20 protein-coding genes, 1 rRNA gene, 1 pseudogene and 1 riboswitch are annotated in these 25745 nt (G+C 65.9%); of the genes and pseudogenes, 20 read left to right on the forward strand and 2 right to left on the reverse strand.

Annotated features, from left to right (window positions below):
* A 16S ribosomal RNA gene (locus ACFDR9_RS01340) occupies positions 1–67 on the reverse strand; the annotation flags it as partial.
* Between the two features lie 504 nt (positions 68–571).
* Between ACFDR9_RS01340 and cobT the strand changes: the two genes are divergently transcribed.
* From cobT to ACFDR9_RS01405, 13 genes are all read left to right on the forward strand, one after another.
* Complete coding sequence (gene cobT / locus ACFDR9_RS01345) at positions 572–1606, forward strand: nicotinate-nucleotide--dimethylbenzimidazole phosphoribosyltransferase (protein ID WP_409029818.1); 1035 nt, start codon at positions 572–574, stop codon at positions 1604–1606.
* Between the two features lie 9 nt (positions 1607–1615).
* Positions 1616–2419: an adenosylcobinamide-GDP ribazoletransferase gene (locus ACFDR9_RS01350; RefSeq protein WP_409029819.1), complete on the forward strand. Its 804-nt coding sequence runs from the start codon at positions 1616–1618 to the stop codon at positions 2417–2419.
* A 2-nt stretch (positions 2420–2421) separates the two neighbouring features.
* The gene (locus ACFDR9_RS01355; RefSeq protein ID WP_409029820.1) at positions 2422–2976 is read left to right on the forward strand and encodes a histidine phosphatase family protein; all 555 of its coding nucleotides are present in this window, start codon (positions 2422–2424) and stop codon (positions 2974–2976) included.
* A 173-nt stretch (positions 2977–3149) separates the two neighbouring features.
* Positions 3150–3369: riboswitch (cobalamin riboswitch) on the forward strand.
* 128 nt (positions 3370–3497) lie between these two features.
* On the forward strand, positions 3498–5360 hold the full coding sequence (locus ACFDR9_RS01360; protein ID WP_409029821.1) for a TonB-dependent receptor plug domain-containing protein: 1863 nt from the start codon (positions 3498–3500) through the stop codon (positions 5358–5360).
* Between the two features lie 75 nt (positions 5361–5435).
* Positions 5436–6461: a FecCD family ABC transporter permease gene (locus tag ACFDR9_RS01365; RefSeq protein WP_409029822.1), complete on the forward strand. Its 1026-nt coding sequence runs from the start codon at positions 5436–5438 to the stop codon at positions 6459–6461.
* Positions 6461–7234: an ABC transporter ATP-binding protein gene (locus ACFDR9_RS01370; RefSeq protein ID WP_409029823.1), complete on the forward strand. Its 774-nt coding sequence runs from the start codon at positions 6461–6463 to the stop codon at positions 7232–7234. Before ACFDR9_RS01365 ends, ACFDR9_RS01370 begins: the two co-directional genes overlap by 1 nt.
* Positions 7231–7863: a cob(I)yrinic acid a,c-diamide adenosyltransferase gene (gene cobO / locus ACFDR9_RS01375; protein WP_017879159.1), complete on the forward strand. Its 633-nt coding sequence runs from the start codon at positions 7231–7233 to the stop codon at positions 7861–7863. The genes ACFDR9_RS01370 and cobO overlap by 4 nt, the downstream gene beginning before the upstream one ends.
* Positions 7857–9179 (forward strand): cobyrinate a,c-diamide synthase, encoded by a 1323-nt coding sequence (locus ACFDR9_RS01380; RefSeq protein ID WP_409029824.1) that lies wholly within the window; start codon positions 7857–7859, stop codon positions 9177–9179. The genes cobO and ACFDR9_RS01380 overlap by 7 nt, the downstream gene beginning before the upstream one ends.
* Positions 9176–9733 (forward strand): bifunctional adenosylcobinamide kinase/adenosylcobinamide-phosphate guanylyltransferase, encoded by a 558-nt coding sequence (gene cobU, locus ACFDR9_RS01385; protein WP_409029825.1) that lies wholly within the window; start codon positions 9176–9178, stop codon positions 9731–9733. The genes ACFDR9_RS01380 and cobU overlap by 4 nt, the downstream gene beginning before the upstream one ends.
* Positions 9727–10680 carry an adenosylcobinamide-phosphate synthase CbiB gene (gene cbiB / locus ACFDR9_RS01390; RefSeq protein WP_409029826.1) on the forward strand — a complete coding sequence of 318 codons (954 nt, stop codon included), beginning with the start codon at positions 9727–9729 and terminating at the stop codon, positions 10678–10680. Before cobU ends, cbiB begins: the two co-directional genes overlap by 7 nt.
* Positions 10673–11665, forward strand: coding sequence for a threonine-phosphate decarboxylase CobD (gene cobD / locus ACFDR9_RS01395; protein WP_409029827.1), 993 nt, complete (start codon positions 10673–10675; stop codon positions 11663–11665). The genes cbiB and cobD overlap by 8 nt, the downstream gene beginning before the upstream one ends.
* Positions 11662–12549 (forward strand): cobalamin-binding protein, encoded by an 888-nt coding sequence (locus ACFDR9_RS01400; protein ID WP_409029828.1) that lies wholly within the window; start codon positions 11662–11664, stop codon positions 12547–12549. The genes cobD and ACFDR9_RS01400 overlap by 4 nt, the downstream gene beginning before the upstream one ends.
* Positions 12550–12559: 10 nt before the next feature.
* Positions 12560–14032 (forward strand): cobyric acid synthase, encoded by a 1473-nt coding sequence (locus ACFDR9_RS01405; RefSeq protein ID WP_409029829.1) that lies wholly within the window; start codon positions 12560–12562, stop codon positions 14030–14032.
* A 59-nt stretch (positions 14033–14091) separates the two neighbouring features.
* On the opposite strand, the gene ACFDR9_RS01410 is transcribed toward ACFDR9_RS01405, so the two are convergent.
* Positions 14092–15837 carry an alkaline phosphatase D family protein gene (locus tag ACFDR9_RS01410; protein ID WP_409029876.1) on the reverse strand — a complete coding sequence of 582 codons (1746 nt, stop codon included), beginning with the start codon at positions 15835–15837 and terminating at the stop codon, positions 14092–14094.
* 188 nt (positions 15838–16025) lie between these two features.
* Here ACFDR9_RS01410 and ACFDR9_RS01415 point away from each other — a divergent pair, with 188 nt between their 5' ends.
* From ACFDR9_RS01415 to ACFDR9_RS01445, 7 genes and pseudogenes are all read left to right on the forward strand, one after another.
* Positions 16026–17438 (forward strand): MFS transporter, encoded by a 1413-nt coding sequence (locus ACFDR9_RS01415; protein ID WP_409029830.1) that lies wholly within the window; start codon positions 16026–16028, stop codon positions 17436–17438.
* 239 nt (positions 17439–17677) lie between these two features.
* Positions 17678–18967 (forward strand): HlyC/CorC family transporter, encoded by a 1290-nt coding sequence (locus tag ACFDR9_RS01420; protein ID WP_017879168.1) that lies wholly within the window; start codon positions 17678–17680, stop codon positions 18965–18967.
* A gap of 164 nt (positions 18968–19131) precedes the next feature.
* On the forward strand, positions 19132–20853 hold the full coding sequence (pilB, locus tag ACFDR9_RS01425; RefSeq protein WP_409029831.1) for a type IV-A pilus assembly ATPase PilB: 1722 nt from the start codon (positions 19132–19134) through the stop codon (positions 20851–20853).
* A 10-nt stretch (positions 20854–20863) separates the two neighbouring features.
* Entirely contained in the window at positions 20864–22090 is a 1227-nt protein-coding gene (locus ACFDR9_RS01430) for a type II secretion system F family protein (RefSeq protein WP_026133473.1), read from the forward strand.
* Between the two features lie 117 nt (positions 22091–22207).
* Positions 22208–23716: a P-loop NTPase fold protein gene (locus ACFDR9_RS01435; RefSeq protein ID WP_409029832.1), complete on the forward strand. Its 1509-nt coding sequence runs from the start codon at positions 22208–22210 to the stop codon at positions 23714–23716.
* A gap of 261 nt (positions 23717–23977) precedes the next feature.
* Positions 23978–24424: pseudogene (locus ACFDR9_RS01440) on the forward strand (type II secretion system F family protein); the annotation flags it as partial.
* Positions 24425–24874: 450 nt separating this feature from the next.
* Complete coding sequence (locus tag ACFDR9_RS01445) at positions 24875–25744, forward strand: prepilin peptidase (protein ID WP_409029833.1); 870 nt, start codon at positions 24875–24877, stop codon at positions 25742–25744.
* Position 25745: the final 1 nt, after the last annotated feature.

Genomic DNA, 25745 nt, shown 5'->3' on the forward strand with positions numbered 1-25745 from the left:
GTTCGACTTGCATGTGTAAGGCATGCCGCCAGCGTTCAATCTGAGCCAGGATCAAACTCTTCAGTTTAATCTCTGTTTAATGACATTGCTGTCAGGTCGAAGGCTTTTTAGGGCCTCCGAATTCATGCCACTGGCATGAATTCGCTCACTCAAAATACTGACAGGCTGCTTCTTGCGAAACATCCTATATTTCTTCTTCGTGAGCATTTGATAATTTAAGTATGCGGCGGACCGAAGTCCGCCGGCACCTTCATCAAATGCCCACATTTATCGACTGTTAATTGTTAAAGAACTTGTTTTGTAGTGCCTTCTGCGTCACCGACAAAGCGTTTTGTTTGTCGTCAGCAGAGAAGGAAGAGTATGCAGCGTTTCGCTTGTTTCGTCAACCCCCTAATTTCCTTGCAGCACCGTTTCCGGGCTCCCTTTCTGGTTCGCATCAGGTGCGCCTCATTGGGGAGGCGAACTATAGCAAAGCGCTGTCGGCCTTGGCAAGGATTTTTGGGTGGTGGTTGAAATATACCTGTGTGCTATCGTAGCGACGGCTCCCCCTCCCACCATATTCATCCCCTATATGACTATTCCACACATCACATCGACCCGCGACGACGCCCTAGCAACCCTGCTGGAGAAGGCCATCAACAACAAGACCAAGCCGCTCGGCAGCCTGGGTGTGTTGGAAACGCTCGCCAAACAGGTCGGCATGATCCAGAAAACCACAGAGGTGGAATTGCATCATCCGGCCATCGTGGTAATCGCCGCCGACCATGGCGTGGTGGCCGAGGGCATTTCCGCCTATCCGCAAAGCGTCACCTGGCAGATGGTGGAGAACTTCTTGTCCAAGGGCGCGGCAATCAACGTGTTTGCCCGCCAGAACGAATGCGCCTTATATATAGTGGATGCGGGCGTAAACCACGACTTCGGGCCGCGCGACGGCCTGCTCAGCCGCAAAGTCGGACTGGGTACCCGCAATTTCGCGGTCGAACCGGCCATGACGGCGGAGCAATGCAATGCCGCCCTCGCCGCCGGCATGGCCCTGGTCGCCGAACTGGACGGCAACGTGGTCGGCTTCGGCGAAATGGGCATCGGCAATACCACCGCCGCCGCCGCGCTGATGCACAAGCTGACCGGCATACCGGTGGCGGCCTGCGTCGGCGCCGGCACCGGCCTGTCGGCTGACGGCATTTTGCACAAGCAGCGGGTGATCGAGGCCGCCGTGCGGCACCACGCGACGGCCGGCGAGCCGCTGGACGTGCTGGCCACCTTCGGCGGTTTCGAAATCGCGATGATGGCCGGCGCGATGCTGAAAGCCGCCGAACGCCGCATGGTGCTGCTGATCGACGGCTTCATCGTCACCAGCGCGCTGCTGGTGGCGGCGCGCCTGCAACCGGCGATACTCGACTACTGCGTGTTCTCGCACTGCTCCGACGAAAACGGCCACCAGCGCCTGCTCGACAACCTGGCGGCGCGCCCGCTGCTGCGCCTCGACCTGCGCCTGGGCGAAGGCACCGGCTCGGCGCTGGCGCTGCCGCTGCTGCGCGCGTCGGTCAACTTCCTGCGCGAGATGGCCACCTTCGAGTCGGCGCAGGTCAGCGAAAAATCGGCTTAGGCGCGCCGCATGCCGCGCCCGCTCACCGCCGCCCTGCACCAATGCCGCCTGTTCTTTATAGCGCTGCAGTTTTTCACGCGCCTGCCGATTCCGCAATGGGTCGGCTTCGAGGCCGGCTGGCTGCACCACGCCGCGCGCTACTTTCCGCTGGTCGGCGTCGTCGTGGCGGCCATCGCCAGCGCGGTGTACGCGCTGGCCGCTTGGCTATGGCCGGCGCCGGTGGCGGTGCTGCTGGCGACGGCGGCCGGCATCTACGCCACCGGCGCCTTCCACGAGGACGGCTTCGCCGACATGTGCGACGGCTTCGGCGGCGGCATGACGCGCGAGCGGGTGCTCGAAATCATGAAGGATTCGCGCATCGGCGCGTACGGCGCGATCGGCATCGGCTGCCTGCTCGCGCTCAAATGCGCGGTGCTGGCCATGCTGCCGCCGGCAGCCGTGGTCGGCGCGCTGTTCCTCGCGCACCCGCTGTCGCGCCTAGCCGCCTGCGCGCTGATCTGGCGCATGGACTACGCCCGCGCCGAAGGCAAGGCCAAGCCGTTGGCGCAGGAAATGACGACGCCGGAGTTTGCGATTGCTGCGCTGGGCGCGGCCCTGCCCGCCGCCCTCCTCGGCCTGGGCGGGCATCTGCCCTGGAGCGCGCTGCTGGGCGGTGCGCTGGCCGCCGCGCTGGCGACGCTGTGGCTGGCGTGCAAATGCGCGCGGCGCCTGGGCGGCTACACCGGCGACTGCCTCGGCGCGGTGCAGCAACTGACCGAGGTGGTGCTGTACCTGGCCGTGCTGGCCGCCGTCGGGCAAGGCACCTGGCACTGAACATGCGCCTGACTCTCATCCGACATCCCCGGCCGCTGGTCGCGCCCGACCTGTGCTACGGCAGCACTGACCTGGCCGTCGCGCCGGAGGAGCTGGCGCGCGTGCTGGCCGAACTCGGCCCTACCCTGCCGCCCGGCCTGCCCTTGTTCTCCAGCCCGCTGCGCCGCTGCGCCGAGCTGGCCACCGCGGTGGCCGCCGCCCTGCCCTGCGCCTCGCTCGCGTTCGACGCCCGCCTGGTCGAAATCGATTTCGGCGCGTGGGAGATGCGCCGCTGGGACGACATTCCGCGCGCCGACATCGACGCCTGGGCCGCCGACGTGGCGGCCTACCGGCCCGGCGGCGGCGAGAGCGTGCTGCAGATGGCGGCCCGGGTAGCCGCATTCCACGACCAGCTGTTGCGCAAACAGTACACCGGCGCGTTGCTGGTGTGCCACGCCGGCACCATGCGCCTGCTGGCGGCCCGCCACGCCGGCCTGTCATTGGAGGAGATGGCGCTGAAGGCCGCCTGCGCGCCGCACCAGATCGGCTACGGCCAGTGCCTGGTTCTCGACTCCTGAGGGGGCGGCCCGGGCGTGTCAACGCCAAATTGCGCAACAACCCTGGGGTCAGGTCTCGATATGGCGGTTTTTAAGGCAATAAAACCGCCATTCTTAGACCTGACCCTAGGGTTTGTTGCGCCGCTTGCGGTGGTTCGCGGCGGCCAGGGCGGTTGCCGCCGCGGCGCGAAGCCGTATAATGTGCGGGTTTTGGTGCCCGCGTCCATGTCCATGGACGCAGTTAAACGGGAAACACGATGCCGCTGTCATAGCGAACGTGTGCTGCCCCCGCAACGGTAAGCAAGTGTCGCCCTCGGGCGGCGAACTGCCTCGGATAACCACTGTGCGTCGCATGGGAAGGTGAGGCAGTCTGACTTGTCAGCCCGGATACCGGCCAGAACAGGTGGAAGTGTGGGGACGGGATGTCCGCGATAGGAATCGGCCAAAGCGGCCGTCTTCGGTCGCCGTATCCCGCCCCCACTTCTGTTCAATCTGGCCAACGGGGACGTCGGCTGGTTGCTTCTCACTTACTGAAAATTGTCATGACTTCTCCTGTTTCACGCCACGCGGCGATTACCTCGCTGGCGCTAGCCATTGCCGCCCCCGGCGCCTTCGCACAAAACCCATCCGAAAAAATCGATGCAGTGATCGTCACGGCGAGCCGCAGCGCGCAACCGGCCAGCGAAGTCCTCAGCGATACCGTGGTGATCAGCGCCGAGCAAATCGCCCGTTCCGGCGCCGTTTCCGTGGTCGACCTGCTGCAAAAACAGCGTGGCGTGGAAGTGGCACGCAACGGCGGCGCCGGCACCAACGCCTCGGTCTTCATCCGCGGCGCAAACAGCAACCAGAACATCGTATTGGTCGACGGCGTGCGCATCGGCTCCTCGACCTCGGGCGCCGCCAACTGGAGCGCGCTGCCGCTGTCGGCGATCGACCACATCGAAATCGTCTACGGTCCGCTGAGCACGATGTACGGCGCCGACGCCATCGGCGGCGTGGTCCAGATCTTCACCAAAAAAGGCCAGCGCGCGCCGCACGTGGGCGCCTTCGTCGGCGCTGGCAGTGACGCCACCCGCCAGTTCGACGCCAGCGTCGCCGGCGCCAGCGGCGGCGAGCACAGCTTCAGCTACGCGCTCACCGTCGGCAAGGAGAAATCGGACGGCTTCTCGGCCACCAACAAGGGCAATTACTCGTACAACCCGGACAAGGACGGCTACGACAAGGAAAGCGCCACCGGCCAATTCGGCCTGGAACTGGCGAAGGGCCACGACATCGGCCTGCTGTTCCTGCAAAGCCGGCTCGACAGCCAATACGACAACGGCACCGGCGCCTACGACGCGCGCACGCACCAGAAACTGGGCAACCTCGCCGTCTTCACCAAGAATCAGATCCTGCCGAACTGGACGATCCAGTTCCAGGTCGCCGAGGCGCGCGACAAGGCCGGCACAGACGCCAGCGCGAGGGCCGGCGGCAAGGCCCAGCTCGACACCGTCCAGACCGACGTTACCTTGCAGAACAATTTCAAGATCGGCGCCGACACGCTGCAAATCCTGTTCGAGCACCGCAAGGAAGAGGTCGAGTCGAATTCGCCGAAGGAGCTGAGCAACCAGCGCAGCACCAAGTCGGTGGCGGCCTCGTACAGTCTGAAACGCGAACGCCATCTGGCCAGCGTCAGCGTGCGCGGCGACGACAGCACGCAGTACGGTTCGACCACCACCGGCGCCCTCGGCTACGGCTACCGCATCAACGCGGCGCTGCGCGCCAACGCCAGTTTCGGCACCAGCTTCCGCGCGCCGACCTTCAACGAGCTGTACTACCCGGGCTTCGGACTCGCGTCGAACCAGCCGGAAAAAGGCCGCAACGCCGAAGTCGGCCTGCATTTCGACGACGGCACCACGCAATTGGGCGCCGTGTATTTCCACAACCGCATCACCGACCTGCTGGTGTCGAACGACTTCTGCCCGGTCGAGCAGAACACCCATCCATACGGCTGCGTCTACAACGTCAACAAGGCGCTGTTGGAAGGCGTCAGCTTGTCGGCCCGCCGCCAGCTCGGCGCCTTCAGCCTGAGCGGCAGCCTCGACCTGCAAGACCCGCGCGACGAGACCACCGGCAAAGCCCTGCTGCGCCGCGCCAAACGGCACGCCAGCTTCAGCGCCGAATACAGCGCCGGCGCGCTGGTGGCGGGCGCCGAACTGCTGGTGTCGGGCAAGCGCACCGACTACGGCGACGCCGGCCTGCCCGGCTACGGCTTGATCAACCTGTTCGCCACCTACCAGGTCGCGCCGGACTGGTCGCTGCTGGCGCGCTGGAACAACGCCACCGACAAGCAATACGAACTGGCGCAACACTACGGAACCGGCGGCGCCACGGTCTTCCTTGGCCTGCGCTACGGCATGAAGTAATTGTTGTACCCTGCGGGAGCGCGACCACGGCCCGCTCCCGCGGACGCGCTTCCCGATTCCCTCACAAGGCTGTGCATGCACACTTTTTTCCGCACCATGCGCCACCGCACCGCCATCGTCCTGGCCGCCCTGGTCGCGCTCACCCTTGCCAGCCTGGTTTTCTCGGGCATGACCGGCTCGATCGCGCTGCCGCTCGCCGACATTCCCGCCGCCCTCAATGAGATCGCCCACGGCGGCAGCGCCACGCTCGCCGCCACCCTGCTCGAACTGCGCCTGGGCCGCGCGCTGACCGCCTTCGTCACCGGCGCGGCGCTGTCGCTGGCCGGCGTGATGATGCAGGCGCTGCTGCGCAATCCGCTGGCCGACCCCTACGTGCTGGGCATCTCGGCCGGCGCCTCGGTGGGCGCGCTGGCCGCGCTGCTGTTCATGGGCGCGCTATGGATGGTCGACGCCGCCGCCTTCGCCGGCGCCGTCGCCGTGTCGATGACACTGTATCTGTTCGCCCGCGGCGACCTGCGCGGCGGCGGCGCCGCCGAGGGCGGCAGCTCGGTATTGCTGCTGACCGGCGCGGTGCTGTCGTCGGCCTGCATGGCCACCGTCACGCTGATGCTGTCGATCGCCCCGGAAAGCCGCCTGCGCAGCATGGTGTTCTGGATGATCGGCGACCTCTCCGGCGTGCCGCTGCGGCTCGCGCCCTGGCTGGTGCTGGCGGCGGCGCTGCTGTTCGCGCTGCGCAGTGCGCGCGCCCTGAACGTGATGGCGCTGCACGCGGAGGCCGCCGCCACCCTCGGCATCCGCGTCGGCGCCCTGCGCAAGGGCCTGTTCTTCTGCTCCGGCCTGTTGACCGCCAGCGCCGTCACCAGCGCCGGCAGCATCGCCTTCGTCGGCCTGATCGTGCCGCACGCGCTGCGCTTCGCCTGCGGTCCCGACCACCGTCTGCTGGTGCCGGCCGCCGCGCTGGCCGGCGGCACCTTCCTGGTGCTGACCGACACGCTGGCGCGCACCGTGCTGGCGCCGCAGCAGTTGCCGGTCGGCGTGCTGACCGCGCTGATCGGCGCGCCGGTGTTCCTGTACCAGTTGCACCGGTTGCGGAGGGCGTGATGCTCAGCACCCGCCAACTACACCTGAACATCGGCGCGCGCACCCTGGTCGAAGGGCTCGACTGGCACATCGAAGCCGGCCAGTGCTGGAGCGTGATCGGCCGCAACGGCGCCGGCAAGAGCACCCTGCTGCGCACCCTGGCCGGGCTGCGCCGGCCCGACGCCGGCGGCGTCGCCATCCACGGCCGCGCGCTGGCCGACTGGCCGCTGGAGCAGCTGGCGCGCGAACGCGCCTTCCTGGCGCAGTCGCGCAGCGACGCCTTTTCCTACCGCGCCATCGAAACCGTACTGGCGGCGCGCCACCCCTACCACGCCAACCGCTACTGGGAAGGCAGCGACGACTACCGCATCGCCCACGCCGCGCTGGCCTCGATGCAGGTGGCCGAGCTGGCCGAGCGCGACGTGCGCACCCTGTCCGGCGGCGAGCGCCAGCGCGTCGCCATCGCCGCCATGCTGGCGCAGGACACGCCGCTGCTGCTGCTCGACGAACCGGCCAACGCGCTCGATCTGGCGCACCAGGTCAGCGTGATGGGACTGCTGGCGCGCCTGTGCCGCGAACAGAACAAGACCGCCGTCATGGTCGGCCACGACCTGAACCTGGCGCACAGCGTCTCCAGCCACGCGCTGCTGCTGATGGGCGACGGCCGCTGGCTGGCCGGGCCGGTGGCCCAGGTCATGCGCGCCGAGATCCTCAGCGAATACCTGGGCCATCCGATCGACATCATCGAACACGGCACACGCCGCATCTTCATTCCAAAAGAGGACATAGCATGAGCGAAAACATCGACAACAACGCCGACACCCTGGCCATCAACGAGCGCCACCGCCTGCGCATGGAGCGCAAGAAGGCCGTCATCGACGCCAAGATCGCCGGCGCGCAAAAGGAAATCGGCATCATCATCGTCAACACCGGCAATGGCAAGGGCAAAAGTTCGAGCGGCTTCGGCATGGCGATCCGCGCCATGGGCCACGGCATGAAAGTCGGCGTGGTGCAGTTCATCAAGGGCGCCATGTCGACCGGCGAGGAAACCTTCCTGCGCCGCTTCCCTGACGAGGTCAGCTTCCACGCCATGGGCGAGGGCTACACCTGGGACACGCAGGACCGCGCGCGCGACACCGAAAAGGCGCTGCTGGCGTGGCAGCAGGCCAAGCTGTTTCTGGCCGACCCGGCCATCGGCCTGGTGCTGCTCGACGAACTCAACATCGCCCTCAAATACCGCTACCTCGACGTCCACACCGTCATCGCCGACCTGCTCGAACGGCCCGACATGCAGCACGTCGTCGTCACCGGCCGCGGCGCGCCGGCGGAGCTGATCGCCATCGCCGACACCGTCACCGAGATGAACGTCGTCAAGCACGCCTTCCAGGCCGGCATCACCGCCCAGGCCGGCACCGAATGGTGACGCCGGCGGCCGACGGCCACGTCGATGTGCGCGTGCTGCTGGTGGCGGCGGTGTCGTCGGGCCAGGGCAAGACCACGGTGACGGCGGCGCTGGCGCGCAAATTGGCCAAGCGCGGCCAGCGCGTGCGCGTTTTCAAGTGCGGCCCCGACTTCATCGACCCGATGCTGCTGGAACGCGCCAGCGGCGCGCCGGTCAAGTCGCTCGACATGTGGATGGTCGGCGCCGAGCATTGCCGCAGCCAGCTGGCCGCCGCCGCGCGCGACGCCGACGTGATCCTGATCGAGGGCGTGATGGGCCTGTACGACGGCACGCCGTCGTCGGCCGACCTGGCGCGCGCCTTCGGCTTCCCGGTGATGGCCGTGATCGACGCCTCGGCGATGGCGCAAACCGCCGGCGCGCTGGTGCTCGGCCTGCGCGACTACGGCCCGGTGGAGATGGCCGGCGTCATCGCCAACCGCGTCGCCAGCCCGAACCACGCCGCCATGGTGGCCGCCTCGCTGCGCGACATTCCGCTGTTCGCCACGCTGCCGCGGCAGACCCGCTCGATGCCCGAGCGCCACCTCGGCCTGGTGCTGCCGGGCGAGGTCAACGACATCGACGCCATGCTCGACGAACTGGCCGAACAACTGGCCTTCGACGACGCCGCCTGGGGCAAGCTGCGCAACACCCGCATCGAACTTCCCGCGCCGGCGCCGGCAACCGCGCCGACGCTGGCGGGCAAAACCGTCGCCATCGCGCGCGACGCCGCCTTCGCCTTCCTGTACCCGGCCAACCTGGACACGCTGCGCCAACTGGGCGCGACGCTGCAATTTTTCTCGCCGCTGGCCGACGAGGAGGTGCCGGCCGGCGCCGACGCCGTCTACCTGCCGGGCGGTTACCCGGAGCTGCATCCGCAAACGCTGTCGCGCGCCGACAACTGGAGCGCCTCGATCCGCGCGGCGCACGCGGCCGGCGTGCCGATCGTCGCCGAATGCGGCGGCATGATGGCGCTGGCCGAATCGCTGACCGATCAGAAAGGCGAAACCTGGAGCATGGCCGGATTGCTGGGCGGGCGCATCGTCATGCAGCCGCGCCTGGCCGGCCTCGGCTCGCAAGGGCTGGCGACGCCGCACGGCGCGCTGCGCGGCCACACCTTCCACTACTCGCGGCTGGAAACCGAGGTGGCCGCGGCCGCGCACACCGTCAAGCACCCGTCCGGCGCCGCCGGCGAGGCGCTGTACCGGGTCGGCTCGTTGACGGCCTCCTACTTCCACGCCTACTTCCCGTCCAACCCGGCCGCCGCGGCGTCCCTGTTCCTGCGCGGCGAGGCGGCATGACAAGCACCCTGGTATTCGGCGGCGCGCGCTCCGGCAAAAGCGCCTACGCGGAACGGCTCGCCATCGGCTCCGGCAAGGAAGTCGTCTACATCGCCACCGCGCGCGACGGCGACGGCGAAATGGCCAGCCGCATCCGCCAGCACCGGCGCCAGCGTCCGGCCGAATGGCTGACGGTGGAAGAACCGCTGGCACTGGCCGACGCCGTGCTGCGCCACTGCACGCCGGGGCGCCTGGTGCTGGTCGACTGCCTGACGCTGTGGCTGTCGAACCTGATGTTCTCCGGCGCCGCCGAGTATCCCGACGTCGGCGACATCGAACTGCCGCCGCTCTTCCACGACCAGCGCCAGCAATTGCTGCGCGCCCTGGAGCGGGTCGGCGGCGACCTGCTGCTGGTGTCGAACGAAGTCGGCATGGGCATCGTTCCCTACGGCGCCATCTCGCGCAGCTTCACCGACGAATCGGGCCGCCTGAACCAGGCGGTGGCGGCGGCCTGCGACCGCGTTGCCTTCGTCGCCGCCGGCCTGCCGCTGATGTTGAAGGGCGCGCCATGCTGAGCGGCCTGTCGCTGCCCGCCGTCGCGCTGCTGCTGCTGGCCGGCGTGCTGCTCGACCTGCTGCTCGGCGAAACGCGCCGCTGGCACCCGCTGGTCGGCTTCGGCAACCTGGCCAACGCCATCGAACGCCGCCTCAACCGCAGCCGCCGGCGCTTCGCCCGCGGCGCGCTGGCCTGGCTGCTGGCGGTCGCGCCGCTGACCGCGCTGAGCGCCTGGACCTGCGGCGCGCTGGGACTGGCGGCGCACGCCGTCATGCTGTACTTCTGCATCGGCCTGCGCAGCCTGCGCGAGCACAACCTGCCGATCGCCCAGGCGCTGGCGCGGGGCGACCTGGCGCAGGCGCGCCTGCTGACGGCGCGCATCGTCAGCCGCGACACGGGCGACGCCAGCGCCGCCGACCTGGCCAAGGCCAGCGCCGAGTCGCTGCTGGAAAACGGCAACGACGCCGTCTTCGGCACGCTGTTCTGGTTCGCCGTCGCCGGCGGCCCCGGCGCCGTGCTGTTCCGGCTGGCGAACACGCTCGACGCCATGTGGGGCTATCGCAACGAGCGCTTCGACTGGTTCGGCTGCTGCGCCGCGCGCATCGACGACGCCCTCAACTACCTGCCGGCGCGGCTCACCGCGCTGTCCTATATCGCGCTGGGCGCGACGCTGGCCGACAAGCGCCGCGCCTGGCGCTGCTGGCGCGCGCAGGCGCCCAACTGGAGCAGCCCGAACGCCGGTCCGGTGATGTCGACCGGCGCCGGCGCGCTGGGACTGGCGCTGGGCGGCGCCGCCATCTACGACGGCGTGCTGGAACAACGCCCGCCGCTGGGCAGCGGCCGCAGCGCCGCCGCGCCCGACATCGCCCGCGCCTGGCGCCTGGTGGCCCGCACCACCGCCCTGTGGCTGGCCTGCGCCGGCCTGGCCGCCCTCGCCCACTATCTGATCTGGAGTACCCATGCTTGAACACGGTGGCAACCTGCGCGACGCCGCGCGACGCTTCGGCCGCGCCGCCGAGGACTGGCTCGACCTGTCGACCGGCATCAACCCGCGCTGGTATCCGCCGCCGCCGCTGGCCGGCAACGCCTGGCACCGCCTGCCCGAGGCCGACCCGGCGCTGGCGCGGGCCGCCGCCGCGTTCTACGGCGCGCCGCTGATGCTGCCGGTGGCCGGCACCCAGGCGGCGATCCAGGCGCTGCCGCGGCTGCGCCCGCCCTCGCGCGTGGTGGTGGCCGCGCCGTCCTACGCCGAGCACGCCCACCACTGGGCGCTGCATGGCCACAACATGCGCCAAATCGCCTACGCCGACCTCGACGCCGCCGTCGGCGACTGCGACGTCATGGTGGTCTGCAATCCGAACAACCCGACCGGCGCCAGCGTGCCGGCCGAACGCCTGCTGCACTGGGCCGGCCAACTCGCCGCGCGCGGCGGCTGGCTGGTGGTCGACGAGGCCTTCGGCGACACCGCGCCGCTGGGCAGCGTGGCCGCCCACAGCGGCAGGCCCGGCCTGGTCGTGCTGCGCTCGGTCGGAAAATTCTTCGGCCTGGCCGGCGTGCGCCTGGGCTTCGTCGCCGCGCACGCGGACCTGCTGGGCGCGCTGGCCGACCTGCTGGGGCCGTGGGCCGTCAGCGGCCCGGCGCAGCAAATCGCCCACGCCGCCCTGCTCGACCGCGCCTGGCAGGACGCCACGCGCGAACGCTTGCTGGCCGACGGCGCGCGCCTGTCCCAACTATTAAAACAGCACGGCATCGAGGCCAGCGGCAGCGCGCTGTTCCAATGGTGGCCGGAAGCGAAACCGGACGCCTTCTGGCTGCACATGGCCGAACGCGGCATCTGGGTGCGCCTGTTCCAGCACGCCGCGCGCGGCATCCGCCTGGGTCTGCCGCCGGACGAAGACGGCTGGCGGCGCCTGACACTGGCATTGAACGAATGGAGCAAGGACAAGCAATGAACCGACTTTTATGCGCGCTGGCCTGCGCCGCGGCCGGCCTGGCCGGCCAGGCCAGCGCCGCCATCACCGTGCGCGACGACGACGGCAACACCGTCACGTTGCAACAGCCGGCCCGGCGCATCGTCGCGCTGGCGCCGCACGTGACCGAGCTGCTGTTCGCGGCCGGCGGCGGCGACCTGGTCGTCGGCGCCGTCAACTACAGCGACTATCCGGAGGCGGCCAAGCGCATCCCGCGCATCGGCGACAGCCGCCAGATCGACCTTGAGCGCGTCGCCGCGCTAAAGCCCGACCTGCTGGTGGTGTGGTTGCACGGCAGCTCCGAACGGCAGCTCGACACGCTGCGCAAACTCGGCATTCCGATGTTCCACAGCGAGCCGACGACGCTGGCCGGTATCGCCGACAACCTGGAACGGGTGGGCCAGTTGATGGGCACCGACGGCGTCGCCGGGCCGGCCGCCGCCGAGTTGCGCAAAACCCTGGCCAGGCTGGCGACGCAATATAGCAAGCGTGCGCCGGTGCGGGTGTTTTACCAAGTGTGGGACAAGCCGCTGTACACCCTGAACGGCGAGCACATCGTCAGCGACGCGATCCGCCTGTGCGGCGGCGAAAACGTCTTCGCCAAACTCAAGGTGACGGCGCCGCAGGTCAGCCCGGAAGGCGTGCTGCAGGAGGACCCGGAGGCGGTCGTCGGCAGCGTCGAAAGGGAGCCGTCGGCCGGCGGCGTCAACATGTGGCGCCAATACGCGTCGATGAAGGCGGTGCGCAACGACAACCTGTTCGCGCTGGACGGCAACCTGCTGAACCGGGCCGGCCCGCGCATGATCGCCGGCGCCGCCGCCCTGTGCGAAAAACTCGACTTGGCGCGCCAGCGCAGAAAAAACTGAGAGCCTAAGCATGTCCTTCCCCTACCCGACCCTGATGGTGCAAGGCACCACCTCCGACGCCGGCAAAACCACCGTGGTGGCCGCCCTGTGCCGCCTGCTGAAACGCCGCGGCGTGGCGGTGGTGCCGTTCAAGCCGCAGAACATGGCCCTGAACAGCGCCGTCACCGCCGACGGCGGCGAGATCGGCCGCGCCCAGGCGCTGCAAGCCATCGCCGCCGGCCTGGAGGCGCACACCGACATGAACCCGGTGCTGTTGAAGCCGTCCTCCAACACCGGCGCCCAAGTGATCATCCACGGCAAGGTGCAGGCCGAGATGAACGCGCGCGACTACCAGCACTACAAAACCGTGGCGATGAAGGCGGTGCTGGAGTCGTACGCCCGGCTGGGCGCGCAATACCAGGCCATCATCGTCGAAGGCGCCGGCAGCCCGGCCGAAATCAACCTGCGCGAGCGCGACATCGCCAACATGGGCTTCGCCGAGGCGGTCGACTGCCCGGTGATCCTGGTGGCCGACATCGACCGCGGCGGCGTCTTCGCCCACATCATCGGCACGCTGGCCTGCCTGTCCGAGAGCGAGCGCGCGCGCATCGTCGGCTTCGTCATCAACCGCTTCCGCGGCGACATCACGCTGCTCGACTCGGGCCTGGAATGGCTGCAACAACAAACCGGCAAGCCGGTGCTGGCGGTGCTGCCGTATCTGCAGGGCCTGTTCCTGGACGCCGAGGACGCGGTCGAGTCGACCCAGGCGGCGCGCGGCGCCTTCCGCGTGGTGGTGCCGAAGCTGCCACGCATGAGCAACCACACCGACTTCGACGCGCTGCGCGCGCACCCGGACGTCGACCTGCAATTCATCGGCCAGGGCCAGGCGATTCCGCCGGCCGACCTGGTGATCCTGCCCGGCAGTAAAAACACCCGCGGCGACCTGGAATGGCTGCTGGCCCAGGGCTGGCGCGGCAAGCTGGCCAGGCACCTGCGCTACGGCGGCAAGGTCATCGGCATTTGCGGCGGCTTCCAGATGCTCGGCGAGGGCGTCGACGACCCGCACGGCGTCGAGGGCGCGGCGGGCGCCTCGGCGGCGCTGGGCTTGCTGGAGATGCGCACCGAGCTGACCTTGGACAAGCGCCTGGTGCGGGCCAGCGGCGTGTGCGCGTTCGACTCCGACTCCGGCGCCGGCGCCGCCGTCAGCGGCTACGAAATCCATATGGGAACGTCGAGCGGGGCGGCGCTGCAGCGGCCGGCGTTCCGCATCGACGGCCGGCCGGAGGGCGCCTGCTCAGCCGACGGGCAGGTCCTCGGCACCTATCTGCACGGGCTGTTCGACACGCCGGCGGCCTGCGCCGCGCTGCTGCGCTGGGCCGGGCTGGACTCCGAGGTGCGCGTCGACACCGCGCAACTGCGCGAGGACAGCCTGGAGCGCATCGCCGACGCCACCCAACCGCTGCTGGACGCGCTGCTGCGCTTGAAGGCGCCGAGGCGGGCGTAAGCCGGCGCCGAGCCGATGCCGACGCCAGTCGGCTGACGCCCTGGCGGGCTAACCCGACCTCAGCACTCGACGATTTTGCGGTTGCCGGGGCCGGCCAGGGTGCGCAGGCTGCGCTCGGTGGCGGCGCTGAACTGGCGGCTGTGCACCGTGTCGACGAAGCGCCAGTCGCAGCGCACCTCGTCGTCGGTTGCGGTGACGACCATGTAACCGCGCTTGCTGGTTTGCGCGTAGTACAGCGGCTCGATCAACTGCTCCATCATGCTCGCCACCTGGTCCGGCGTGCGCTTCGGGTAGCTGCGCTCCAGGCCGGGCGAGGACACCGAGGCGGTGGCGAATTCCACGCCGACCTGCTTGCCGTCGCCGTCGCGCAGGTCGCTGGCCCAGGCGTTGTGGGTGTCGCCGGCCAGCACCACCAGGTTCTTGCGCTGGCGCCGCATGATCCCGAACAGCAGCTCGCGGTCGTTCTGGTAGCCGTCCCAGGAATCCAGATAGCAGGGCAGCGTCGGCGCCGCCAGGCAGGCTTGCTCCTCCGCGCTGACGGCGGCCGGGTCGCCGCCGGCGCGCCGCTTCAAGGCGACATAGTCTTCCCGGCTGATCTGCCCCATCAGGACCGGCGTCGGAAATTCCATGCGCGCCATCAGCACCTGCTGCCCCAGCATCTGCCAGCGCGCCGGCGAGGCGCCGACCTGCCGCTCCAGCCAGTCGATCTGCTCGCGCCCCATCAGCTGGCGCTGCGGCGAGGCCACGTCGCGCCGGTATTTGCCGGCGTCGAAGGCGCCGTCCTCGCCATAGTACGAAGACAGCATCAACTGCTGGCCGCGGCCGATGACGCGGGTGTCGAGCATGTGCAGCGACACCAGTTTGCCGAAATCGAAGGAGCGGTAGATGCGCTCCGGCCGCCCGGGTTCGGGCGCGCGGATCGGCAGCCACTCGTGGTAGGCCCGCACCGCCGCCGCCTTGCGCAGTGAAAACGGGCCGGCGCGGCTGGCCTGGTGCTCGGCGGCGCCGTCCATCCAGGCGTCGTCGGCGATCTCGTGGTCGTCCCACACGGTGATAAAGGGCAGGCTGGCGTGCAGCGCCTGCAGGTCCGGGTCGGAGCGGTACTGGGCGTAGCGGCGGCGGTAGTCGTCCAGCGCCATCAGCGGCTGCGCCGGCTCCGACACCCGTCCCAGCGCCACCGCGCGCTCGCAGGCGTAGCCGGTGCTCTCGTACTCGTAGATGTAGTCGCCGATGTGCAGCGCCGCGTCGAGGTCGTCGCGCTTGGCGGCGTCGGCATAGACGTTGAAATAGCCGGCCGGATAATTCGCGCACGAGAATACCGCCAGGCGCACCTGCCTGACGTCGCGCCTGGGCAGGGTCTTGGTGCGGCCCAGCGGCGACTTCACGCTGGCCGTGCCGAAGCGGTAAAAATACACGTGGCCGGGCAGCAGGCCGTCGACGTCGACCTTCACCGTGTAGTCGCGCGCCGCGCCGGTGGTGACGCTGCCGCTGGCGAGCGGCTGGCGCATCTCGGCGTCGGCCGCCACCTGCCACTGCACCACGACGTCGCCGCCGTCGTGGCCGTCGCGCGGCGTGACGCGGGTCCACAGCACCACCCGGTCGGCCAGCGGGTCGCCGCTGGCCACGCCGTGCAGGAAATGCACGTCGCCGGCGTCGGCCAGCCCGGCGGCGGTGCTGCCGCAGCCGGCCGCGCCCAGGCCGCCGGCGCCGAGCAAGGCCGACGAACACAACTGGCGGATGAACTGGCGCCGCGGCGGCTGCGCCGCGGCGTCGGCCTGCGCCGCTTCGGGAAACCACGTTTGCATACGCACCCACCTTCCTTCGCCACGCCGATGGCTGCAAACTTACGCCCGATTGATGACCGCGGCATGACCTGCGCCAAGCGCGCGCTAAAAAGAGCAAGGGCAAGGCGAGCGGCGAGGCCGGCGGCGGCGCGGGAAACTATGTGACAATCGGGCGCTACCGCACCCCCAACCCGCAGGCAACGCCACAGATGAGCAGTTCCGCCACAAAACGCTACCTGCCCTGGGTGGTCGCCACCGCCCTGTTCATGGAACAGCTCGATTCGACCATCGTCAACACCGCCATCCCCAGCATGGCCGCCAGCCTGAACGTCACGCCGCTGAGCCTGAAGGCGGTGGTCAGCAGCTACATCCTCAGCCTGGCCGTGTGCATACCGATCAGCGGCTGGATGGCCGACCGCTTCGGCGCCCGCCGCGTGTTCTCGAGCGCGGTGGCGATCTTCACGCTGGCCTCGATCCTGTGCGGCCTGTCGGTCAACGCGCCGATGCTGGTGGCCGCGCGCGTGTTGCAGGGCGTGGGCGCGGCGATGATGATGCCGGTCGGGCGCATCTGCATCATCCGCACCTTCCCCAAGTCCGAGCTGCTGGCGGCGATGAACTTCGTCATCATCCCGGCGTTGATCGGGCCGCTGCTCGGCCCCACCGTCGGCGGCCTGATCGTGCACTGGCTGACGTGGCGCGACATTTTCTTCGTCAACGTGCCGGTCGGCCTGGCGGCGCTGCTGCTGGCGCAGCGCTACATGCCCGACTACCAGGCCGAACAGCCGCGCCCGCCCGACCTGGTCGGCCTGGCGCTGTTCGGCGGCGGCGCCGCCCTGCTCTCGTGGCTGCTGGAAGTGTTCGGCGAACACCAGTTGGGGCCGGCGCCGGCGGCGGCGCTGCTGCTGCTGGCCGTCGCCATGCTGGCGGCCTACGTCTGGCACGCCGGGCGGGTGGCGCACCCGCTATTGCGCCTGGGCCTGCTACGCATCCGCACCTTCCGCGTCTCGGTGGCGGGCGGCTTCGTCACCCGCCTCGGCGTCGGCGGCCTGCCCTTCCTGCTGCCGCTGCTGTACCAGCTCGGCCTGGGCTTGCCGGCCTGGCAATCCGGGCTGATGATGATGCCGTCGGCGGCCGCCGCGATGGGCATGAAATTCATTTCGGCGCGGGTGCTGGCGCGCCGCGGCTACCGCCGCGTGCTGATCGTCAACACCGTCCTGATCGGCGCCACCATCGCCATGTACTCGCAAGTGGGGCCGGGCACGCCGCTGGCGGCCATCGTCGCGCTCAGCCTGTGCCTGGGCTTCTTCAACTCGCTGCAATTTTCCAGCATGAACAGCCTGGCCTACGCCGACGTCGACGGCGCCGACTCCAGCATGGCCAGCACCATGGCCAGCTCGATGCAACAACTATCGATGAGCTTTGGGCTGGCGTGCGGCTCCCTGATCACCGGCTGGTTCCTCGGCGGCCTGGCGCAAAGCGAACGCCTGGCGCTGACCGGCGCGCTGCATTACGCCTTCCTGACGTTGGCGGCGCTGACCATCGCCTCATCGGTCACCTACTGGCGCCTGCGTCCGGAAGACGGCGAAAGCATCAGCAAAGGCGCCGGCGCCGGGAAAACCTAGCCCCGAGGCATACCCGCGAGCTACCCGGCCGGCGCCGCGGTATCGGGTGGCGGCGCAAAGCAAGGGCGCGAAGCGGCCGCGCGGGCGCGCGCGCGGCAGGTGTCAAACTTGCATGGAAACTGCGCTTGCCTTAGAATCGCTAGCTCTTGGACCGCGCGCAGCGCGGCCAAACCGCTCTGGGCCGGCGCAAGCTATGCCGCCGACCAGTTTCCCCACGCAAGTTTCTTTACGGTGACCCCTTGGATACCGTGCCGTTTTGGGCGCAATTGTTTGCGCTCGGCTTCCTGATATTGTGCTCGGCCTTTTTCGCCATGGCCGAGACCGCGCTGATGTCGGCCAACCGCCACCGCCTGCGCCACTTGTCCAAGCGCGGCAGCCGCCGCGCCGCCACCACGCTGTGGCTGCTCGAACGCGCCGACACCTTGTTGTCGGTGGTGCTCATCGCCAACACGCTGGTCAACGCGCTGGCCACCGCGCTGGTCACGGCGATCGCCATCGCTACCTTCGGCTACGACGAGAACGTGATCCTGGTCGCCGCCGGCGTCGTGGCCTTCCTGCTGATCGTCTTCGCCGAGATCGCGCCGAAGGTGATCGGCGCCACCTATCCGGAAAAAATCGCGCTGTTGGCCAGCGGCGTGCTCAAGCCGCTGATGGCGGCCGCCAAACCGGTCAGCTGGTTCGTCAACCTGTTCGTGTCGCTGCTGCTCAAGCTGTTGCGCATCCGCCGCGGCGGCAACCTGCACGATTCCCGCCTGTCGCCGGAGGAATTGCGCTCGATGGTGCTCGAGGGCGGCAACTTCATCCCGCAAAAGCACAAGAGCATCCTGCTCAACCTGTTCGACCTGGAAACCATCTCGGTGGAGGACATCATGACGCCGCGCTCGCAAATCGAGGCGCTGAACCTGGCCGCGCCGGTCGACGAGATCCGCCACCAGCTGACCACCTGCTACCACAACAAGCTGCCGGTGTACGAGGGCGAGATCAACCGCGTCGTCGGCATTTTGCACGTGCGCAAGGCGATGGCGCTGCTGGGCCAGGACGTGGCGTTGACGGCCGCCGATTTCCGCGCCCTGCTCAGCGAGCCTTACTTCATTCCGCAGGACACCGGCGTGTTCACCCAGTTGCAATATTTCCAGGAAAACCACGAGCGGCTCGGCATCATCGTCGACGAGTACGGCGAGCTGCAGGGCCTGGTCACGCTCGACGACATCATCGAGGAAATGATCGGCGAATTCACCACCTCGATGCCGGGCGCGGCGCGCGCCGACGCGTTCGGCTGGGACGCGCAGGGCGAGTGCCTGCTCGACGGCGCCACCGCTTTGCGCGACATCAACAAGCGCCTGGACCTCGATTTTCCGCTGGACGGGCCGAAAACCGTCAACGGCATGCTGCTCGAATTGCTACAGGACATACCGGAGGCGCCCATCAGCGTCAAGATCGGCGCCTGCGTCATCGAGGTGATCCAGACCCAGAACCAGTCGATCAAGGTGGTCAAACTGACGCGCCCGGCGCCGGCCGGGACGGACTAGCCGGTCTGCTTGCCGATTCGGCAATTGCGTTGTTCCACCGCGTCCCCGGCGCGACAATCGCTTTACAAACATGATGCTGCGGGGCATGATCGATGGATCTGGGGGCCTTGCGCGTTCTGCGCCGGCGCGCCTTTCCACAACGTGGTTTTCCTGACAGCGCTCCCATGGCAGCAGTCCTTCCCAACTCGACCGCCGCAACGTCCATGTCGGGGCTGGCGCGGGCGCTGCTGCAAGCGGGCCGCCTGAGCGCGCCGCAGGCGGAGGCGCTGCAAAGGAAGGCCAGCGCCGACAAACTCCCCTTCATCGACGCCCTGCTCGCCAGCGACGCCATCGACGCCGCCGCGCTGGCGTTGTTTTGCGCCGAAACCTTCGGCTATCCGCTGCTGGACCTGGGCAGTTACAACGTCGAGGCGCTGCCGCCGAAGGTCATCGACGGCAAGCTGATGCAAAGCCAGCGCGTGATCGCCCTGTCGCGCCGCGGCAACAAGATGTCGGTGGCGATGTCCGACCCGACCAACAGCCAGGCGCTGGACCAGATCAAGTTCCAGACCGAGTCCTCGGTCGAACCGGTGATCGTCCAGCACGACGTGCTGCTGCAGTTTCTCGCCGGGCTCAACAAGAGCGCCGAGCAAAGCATCCACGAGATGATCGGCGACGAACAGGAAATCCAGTTCGCCGAGGAGGCCACGGCCGCGCCGGAGCCGGGCGCCAACGAGATCGAAGACGCGCCGATCGTCAAGTTCCTCAACAAGATCCTGATGGACGCGGTCAACCTGGGCGCCTCCGACATCCACTTCGAGCCGTTCGAGAAGTTCTACCGCATCCGCCTGCGGGTCGACGGCGTGCTGCGCGAGCACGCCCAGCCGCCGGTGTCGATCAAGGAAAAGCTGGTCTCGCGCATCAAGGTGCTGTCCAAGCTCGACATCTCGGAAAAGCGCGTGCCGCAGGACGGGCGCATGCGCCTGATCCTGTCGGCCACGAAGACCATCGATTTCCGCGTCAGCACGCTGCCGACGCTGTTCGGCGAGAAAACCGTGATGCGCATCCTCGACGCCACCCAGGCGCAGATGGGCATCGACGCGCTCGGCTACGACCCGGACCAGAAGGCCACGCTGCTCGAGGCCATCGGCCGGCCCTACGGCATGGTGCTGGTGACCGGGCCGACCGGCTCGGGCAAGACGGTGTCGCTGTACACCTGCCTGAACGTCATCAACCAGCCCGGCATCAACATCTCGACGGCCGAGGACCCGGCCGAAATCAATCTGCCGGGCGTCAACCAGGTCAACGTCAACGACCGCGCCGGCCTGACCTTCCCGGTGGCGCTCAAGTCCTTCCTGCGCCAGGACCCGGACGTGATCATGGTCGGCGAGATCCGCGACCTGGAAACGGCCGACATCGCCATCAAGGCGGCGCAGACCGGCCACATGGTGTTTTCCACGCTGCACACCAACGACGCGCCGTCGACGCTGACGCGGCTGATGAACATGGGCGTGGCGCCGTTCAACATCGCCTCCTCGGTGATCCTGATCACCGCGCAGCGCCTGACCCGGCGCCTGTGCACCTGCAAGCAGCCGGTCGCCATCCTCGACACCATCCTGCTCAAGGCCGGCTTCCTGGCCGACGAGCTCGACGGCAGCTGGAAACCCTACGGCCCGGTCGGCTGCGAGCGCTGCAACGGCGGCGGCTACAAGGGCCGGGTCGGCATCTACCAGATCATGCCGATCACCGAGGCGATCGAGAAAATCATCCTGAACCATGGCAACTCGCTGGAAATCGCCCGCCAGTCGGAGTCCGAGGGCGTCAAATCCCTGCGCCGCTCCGGCCTGATGAAGGTGCGCCAGGGCCTGACCAGCCTCGAGGAAGTATTAGGCTGTACCAACGAATAGGACGCACATCATGGCCACATCAAGCAGCGCGGCGGGGATGCAGGTGAAGGAATCGATCTACGCCTGGGAGGGCAAGGACAAGTCCGGCAAGACCGTCCGCGGCGAGCTGCGCGCCGGCGGCGAAGCCGTGGTCAACGTGACGTTGCGGCGCCAGGGCATCATGGTCACCAAGGTCAAGAAAAAGGCCTACCGCAGCGGCAAGAAGATCACCGACAAGGACATTTCGCTGTTCACGCGCCAGCTGGCGACGATGATGAAGGCCGGCGTGCCGCTGTTGCAGTCGTTCGACATCGTCGGCAAGGGCCACGCCAACCCGTCGGTGTCGAAGCTGGTGATGGACCTGCGCGCCGACATCGAGACCGGTACCAGCCTGAACCAGGCGTTCCGCAAATACCCGCTGTACTTCGACCCGCTGTTTTGCAACCTGGTCGGCGCCGGCGAACAGGCCGGCATCCTGGAGGACCTGCTGACCCGGCTGGCGATCTACAAGGAAAAGACCATCGCCATCAAGGGCAAGATCAAGTCGGCGCTGACGTACCCGATTTCGATCATGGCGATCGCCTTCATCGTCACCGCCGTCATCATGATCTGGGTGGTGCCGGCCTTCAAGGAGGTGTTCCAGAGCTTCGGCGCCGACCTGCCGGCGCCGACCCTGTTCGTGATGGCGGTGTCGGAGTTTTTCGTGCAGTGGTGGTATCTGATCTTCGGCGGCATCTTCGCCACGATCTACTTCTTCTTCCAGTCCTGGCGGCGCTCGCTGAAAATGCAGCGCTTCATGGACGTGCTGATCCTCAAGGCGCCGATCTTCGGCGAGGTGATCCGCAAGGCCACCATCGCCCGCTGGACCCGCACGCTGGCCACCATGTTCGCCGCCGGCGTGCCGCTGGTCGAATCGCTCGACTCGGTCGGCGGCGCCGCCGGCAACGCCGTCTACCTGGACGCCACCCGGCGCATCCAGAACGAGGTCAGCACCGGCACCAGCCTGACGGTGGCGATGCAGAACGCCGACGTCTTCCCCAACATGGTCACGCAGATGGTGGCCATCGGCGAGGAGTCCGGCTCGCTCGACGCGATGCTCGGCAAGGTCGCCGACTTCTACGAGGAGGAGGTCGACGAGGCCGTCGCCGCGCTGTCGTCGCTGATGGAACCCTTGATCATGGTCATCCTGGGCGTGCTGATCGGCGGCCTGGTGATCGCCATGTACCTGCCGATCTTCAAGCTCGGCTCGGTGGTCTGATTTGAGCAACGAAGTTACACTCGCATTAACTATGGCGCTTGAGTTATTCAACCAATTAAACGCCATCTATTAAAAAATCCACATTTTTCAATATCGGAACAAAAAGGATTATTTCCAATGATAGAAGCAACTCGATCTCCCGATGATATCTGGACGGAAGATAAATTAGGAAGTCGGTCATCAGCTGATTATTTAACAAGGTATTTAAAAACACGTTATAAGGCAAAGCCTACCGAGCCTGGTTTCGTTATTGCTGTAAATGCAGCATGGGGATTCGGTAAAACTTTTATGCTGAAACGATGGAAGGATGAATTATCATCAAAAAGGCATCCTGTTGTCTATTTTGATGCATGGAAAAATGATTTCACTCCAGAGCCTTTAGTAGCATTCATTTCGGAAATTGATGATGGACTGGAATCATTTTTCAAAGAAATACCAAGCGCCGAAGCGGCTTTTACTGAAGTAATGAGCAAGGCAAAACAAGTTATTATGCCAATGTTGAAGGCCGCTGGTTATGCGGTAGCCAAGCATGCATTGGGAATTGGTGCAGATCTTGTCAATGACCTGATCGTTGACGCTACCGGATCTGAGAAAGCAGCCTCTCCTAAACCAATCGAGTTAGGAGCAAGTGCAACTGATGTCGCCAAAAGCATGGAAGAAGCAGTTACGGCCTCACTGAAGGAACACAAAACAACGAAGCAAGCAATTTCGGGATTCAAGATTAAGCTAAGTCAACTCATTACGGTGTTATCAGAGGCAGAAAATGTGAACCTACCTCTTTTTATTTTTGTTGATGAGCTTGATCGATGCCGTCCAAATTATGCAATTGAGCTTTTAGAAGGAATTAAACACCTTTTCGGTGTTCCAGGAATTTTCTTTGTTGTCGCAACCAACCTAAAACAGCTTGGAGAATCCACAAAAGCAATATATGGAAATGAATTTGATGGCCATCTATATTTAAAAAGGTTTTTCGACCTTGAGTACTCACTTCCAGAGCCAGATGGTTTAAAATTTGCCGCTGTGCTTTTCGAAGAAATAACTCAGCCTGAAATAGGGAAATTTATCACAGGTCTTGAAATATTAAATTTCCCCGATCGCTCCGCGTTGCCATTTATTTTCCACAAAAACGCTAGACTTTTTGATTGCACGCTAAGAGATCAATTACAGGCTATGCGAATAATAGAAGCAGCATTAATTACTCTTGACCAACAACAAATACATATTCATTTTTTAATATTTTTAGCTATGCTCTACCAAAAATCCCCGTCAACATATGAACGCGTAGTAAATGCAAAAAACTTTACAGATATTACAGGATTTCAATTACTTAAATCTTTAAATCACGGCGATGGATACAAAACCTCAAATCATCATAGAAACTCAGTTCAAGAAAGTGAATTTATACATACCTCAACGGAGAAAGTTGCCTATTTTTATTTAAGAAGTGCCTGGAAGAAACTTCGAGATTTATATATTGAAAAAGTGAATAATCTTGATTTTCCAGCAAACTTATTATTATCATTCACATCACAAGAAAATCCTTGCAATTCGAACTCCTATCCATCCATTGGAAATTACATTGACATCGTAAGGCATGCGGGTGGATTTGGCCGTTCAACATCATGAAATTTACATTTCCCAGTCAAACTTCAGCAATTTAAAAATGAATTATATTTAAAATAGAATACAGATCACTGGAATAAGATTTTACAAATGATAATTAATCTATCCTTCCATTTCTTGAGCACTTAAATCAGCGATTAATGATTTGACGCATGCTGGGAAATGTTGTGGTTGTAAATTTTTAGATAGCTGCGCAGAGTCGATTCAAGGTCGGCGGCTGAAGCGAAACGGATTTGATTGACAAGCTCGCTGAAAATCAGCTTCATGGACGTGCTGATCCTCAAGGCGCCGATCTTCGGCGAGGTGATCCGCAAGGCCACCATCGCCCGCTGGACCCGCACGCTGGCCACCATGTTCGCCGCCGGCGTGCCGCTGGTCGAATCGCTCGACTCGGTCGGCGGCGCCGCCGGCAACGCCGTCTACCTGGACGCCACCCGGCGCATCCAGAACGAGGTCAGCACCGGCACCAGCCTGACGGTGGCGATGCAGAACGCCGACGTCTTCCCCAACATGGTCACGCAGATGGTGGCCATCGGCGAGGAGTCCGGCTCGCTCGACGCGATGCTCGGCAAGGTCGCCGACTTCGACGAGGCCGTCGCCGCGCTGTCGTCGCTGATGGAGCCCTTGATCATGGTCATCCTGGGCGTGCTGATCGGCGGCCTGGTGATCGCCATGTACCTGCCGATCTTCAAGCTCGGCTCGGTGGTTTAGCGCGGCGGCGCAGCTGGCCCGGGCGGCGCGGCGATCCGCACGACGAAACGGCAGCCGCGTCCGCCCGGACCCGGCGCCAGCCAACTCCCGTCGGGCGTCAGTTACACGGTGATGATGAATAAACTCGACGACGGCAATCCATCGGGCGACGCGTCGTATCAGCTGCGGATTCTGCGGCGGATCGAGGCGGCGCTCAAGGACGAGCGCTTGTAGCGAATGGCGTTGGCGTGTCGTAGGTCGGATGAGCGAAGCGTAATCCGACCATGTTGGCCGAAGCGAGACGCGCTGCTCCGGGCCAACGTTGTCGGGTTACGCCCTGCGGGCTAACCCGACCCACGAGAATCTTTCACTGAGCGGCATTGCCACCCGCCCCATTCATGCGGTCTAATACGGGCGTACAGCAACAAAAAGCGCGCCCACCGACCAATCCGACCCGCCGGGAAAAATACGATGCCTGAAGAAACGCTGTTGTTTGCCGCCCCCGCGAACCTGGTCGTGAGCCTGGTGGCGGCCCTGTTCGGCCTGCTGATCGGCAGCTTCCTGAACGTCGTGATCTACCGCGTGCCGAAGATGATGCAGCGCGAGTCGGACAACTATGTCGCCTCGGAAAGCGGCAAGGAAGAGCCCCACACCGACCAGTTCAACCTGATGCTGCCGCGCTCGTGCTGCCCGCACTGCGGCCACCAGATCACGGCACTGGAAAACATCCCGGTCGCCAGCTACCTGGCGCTGCGCGGCAAGTGCAGCGCCTGCAAGGCGCCGATTTCGGCGCGCTACCCGGCCGTCGAGACGCTCACCGGCGCGCTGTTCTTCGCGCTGGTCTGGCATTTCGGCAGCGGCTGGGCCGGCCTGGCGGCGCTGTTTTTCGGCTGCTCGCTGGTCGCCATGACCTTCATCGACGCCGACACCCAATTGCTGCCCGACGACCTGACCTACCCGCTGCTGTGGGCCGGCCTGCTGGTCAACCTGAACGGCACCTTCGTGCCGCTGCACGACGCCGTGGTCGGCGCCGCCGCCGGCTATCTGGTTTTGTGGAGCATTTACTGGGCCTTCAAGCTGGCGACAGGCAAGGAGGGAATGGGGTATGGTGACTTCAAATTGCTGGCGGCGCTGGGCGCGTGGCTGGGCTGGACCATGCTGCCGACGATTATTTTGCTGTCCTCGGTGGTCGGCGCACTGGTCGGCATCGGCCTGATCGTCTTCACCAAGCGCGGCCGCGACAAGCCGATTCCGTTCGGCCCGTATCTGGCGGCGGCCGGCTTGATCGCGCTGCTGTACGGCGCGCCCATTTCGCGTTTCACGCTCGGCCTGCTGGGCTGAG

Source organism: Janthinobacterium sp. CG_23.3 (genome assembly GCF_046115965.1).
In the GTDB taxonomy this organism is placed as follows: Bacteria; Pseudomonadota; Gammaproteobacteria; order Burkholderiales; family Burkholderiaceae_D; genus Janthinobacterium.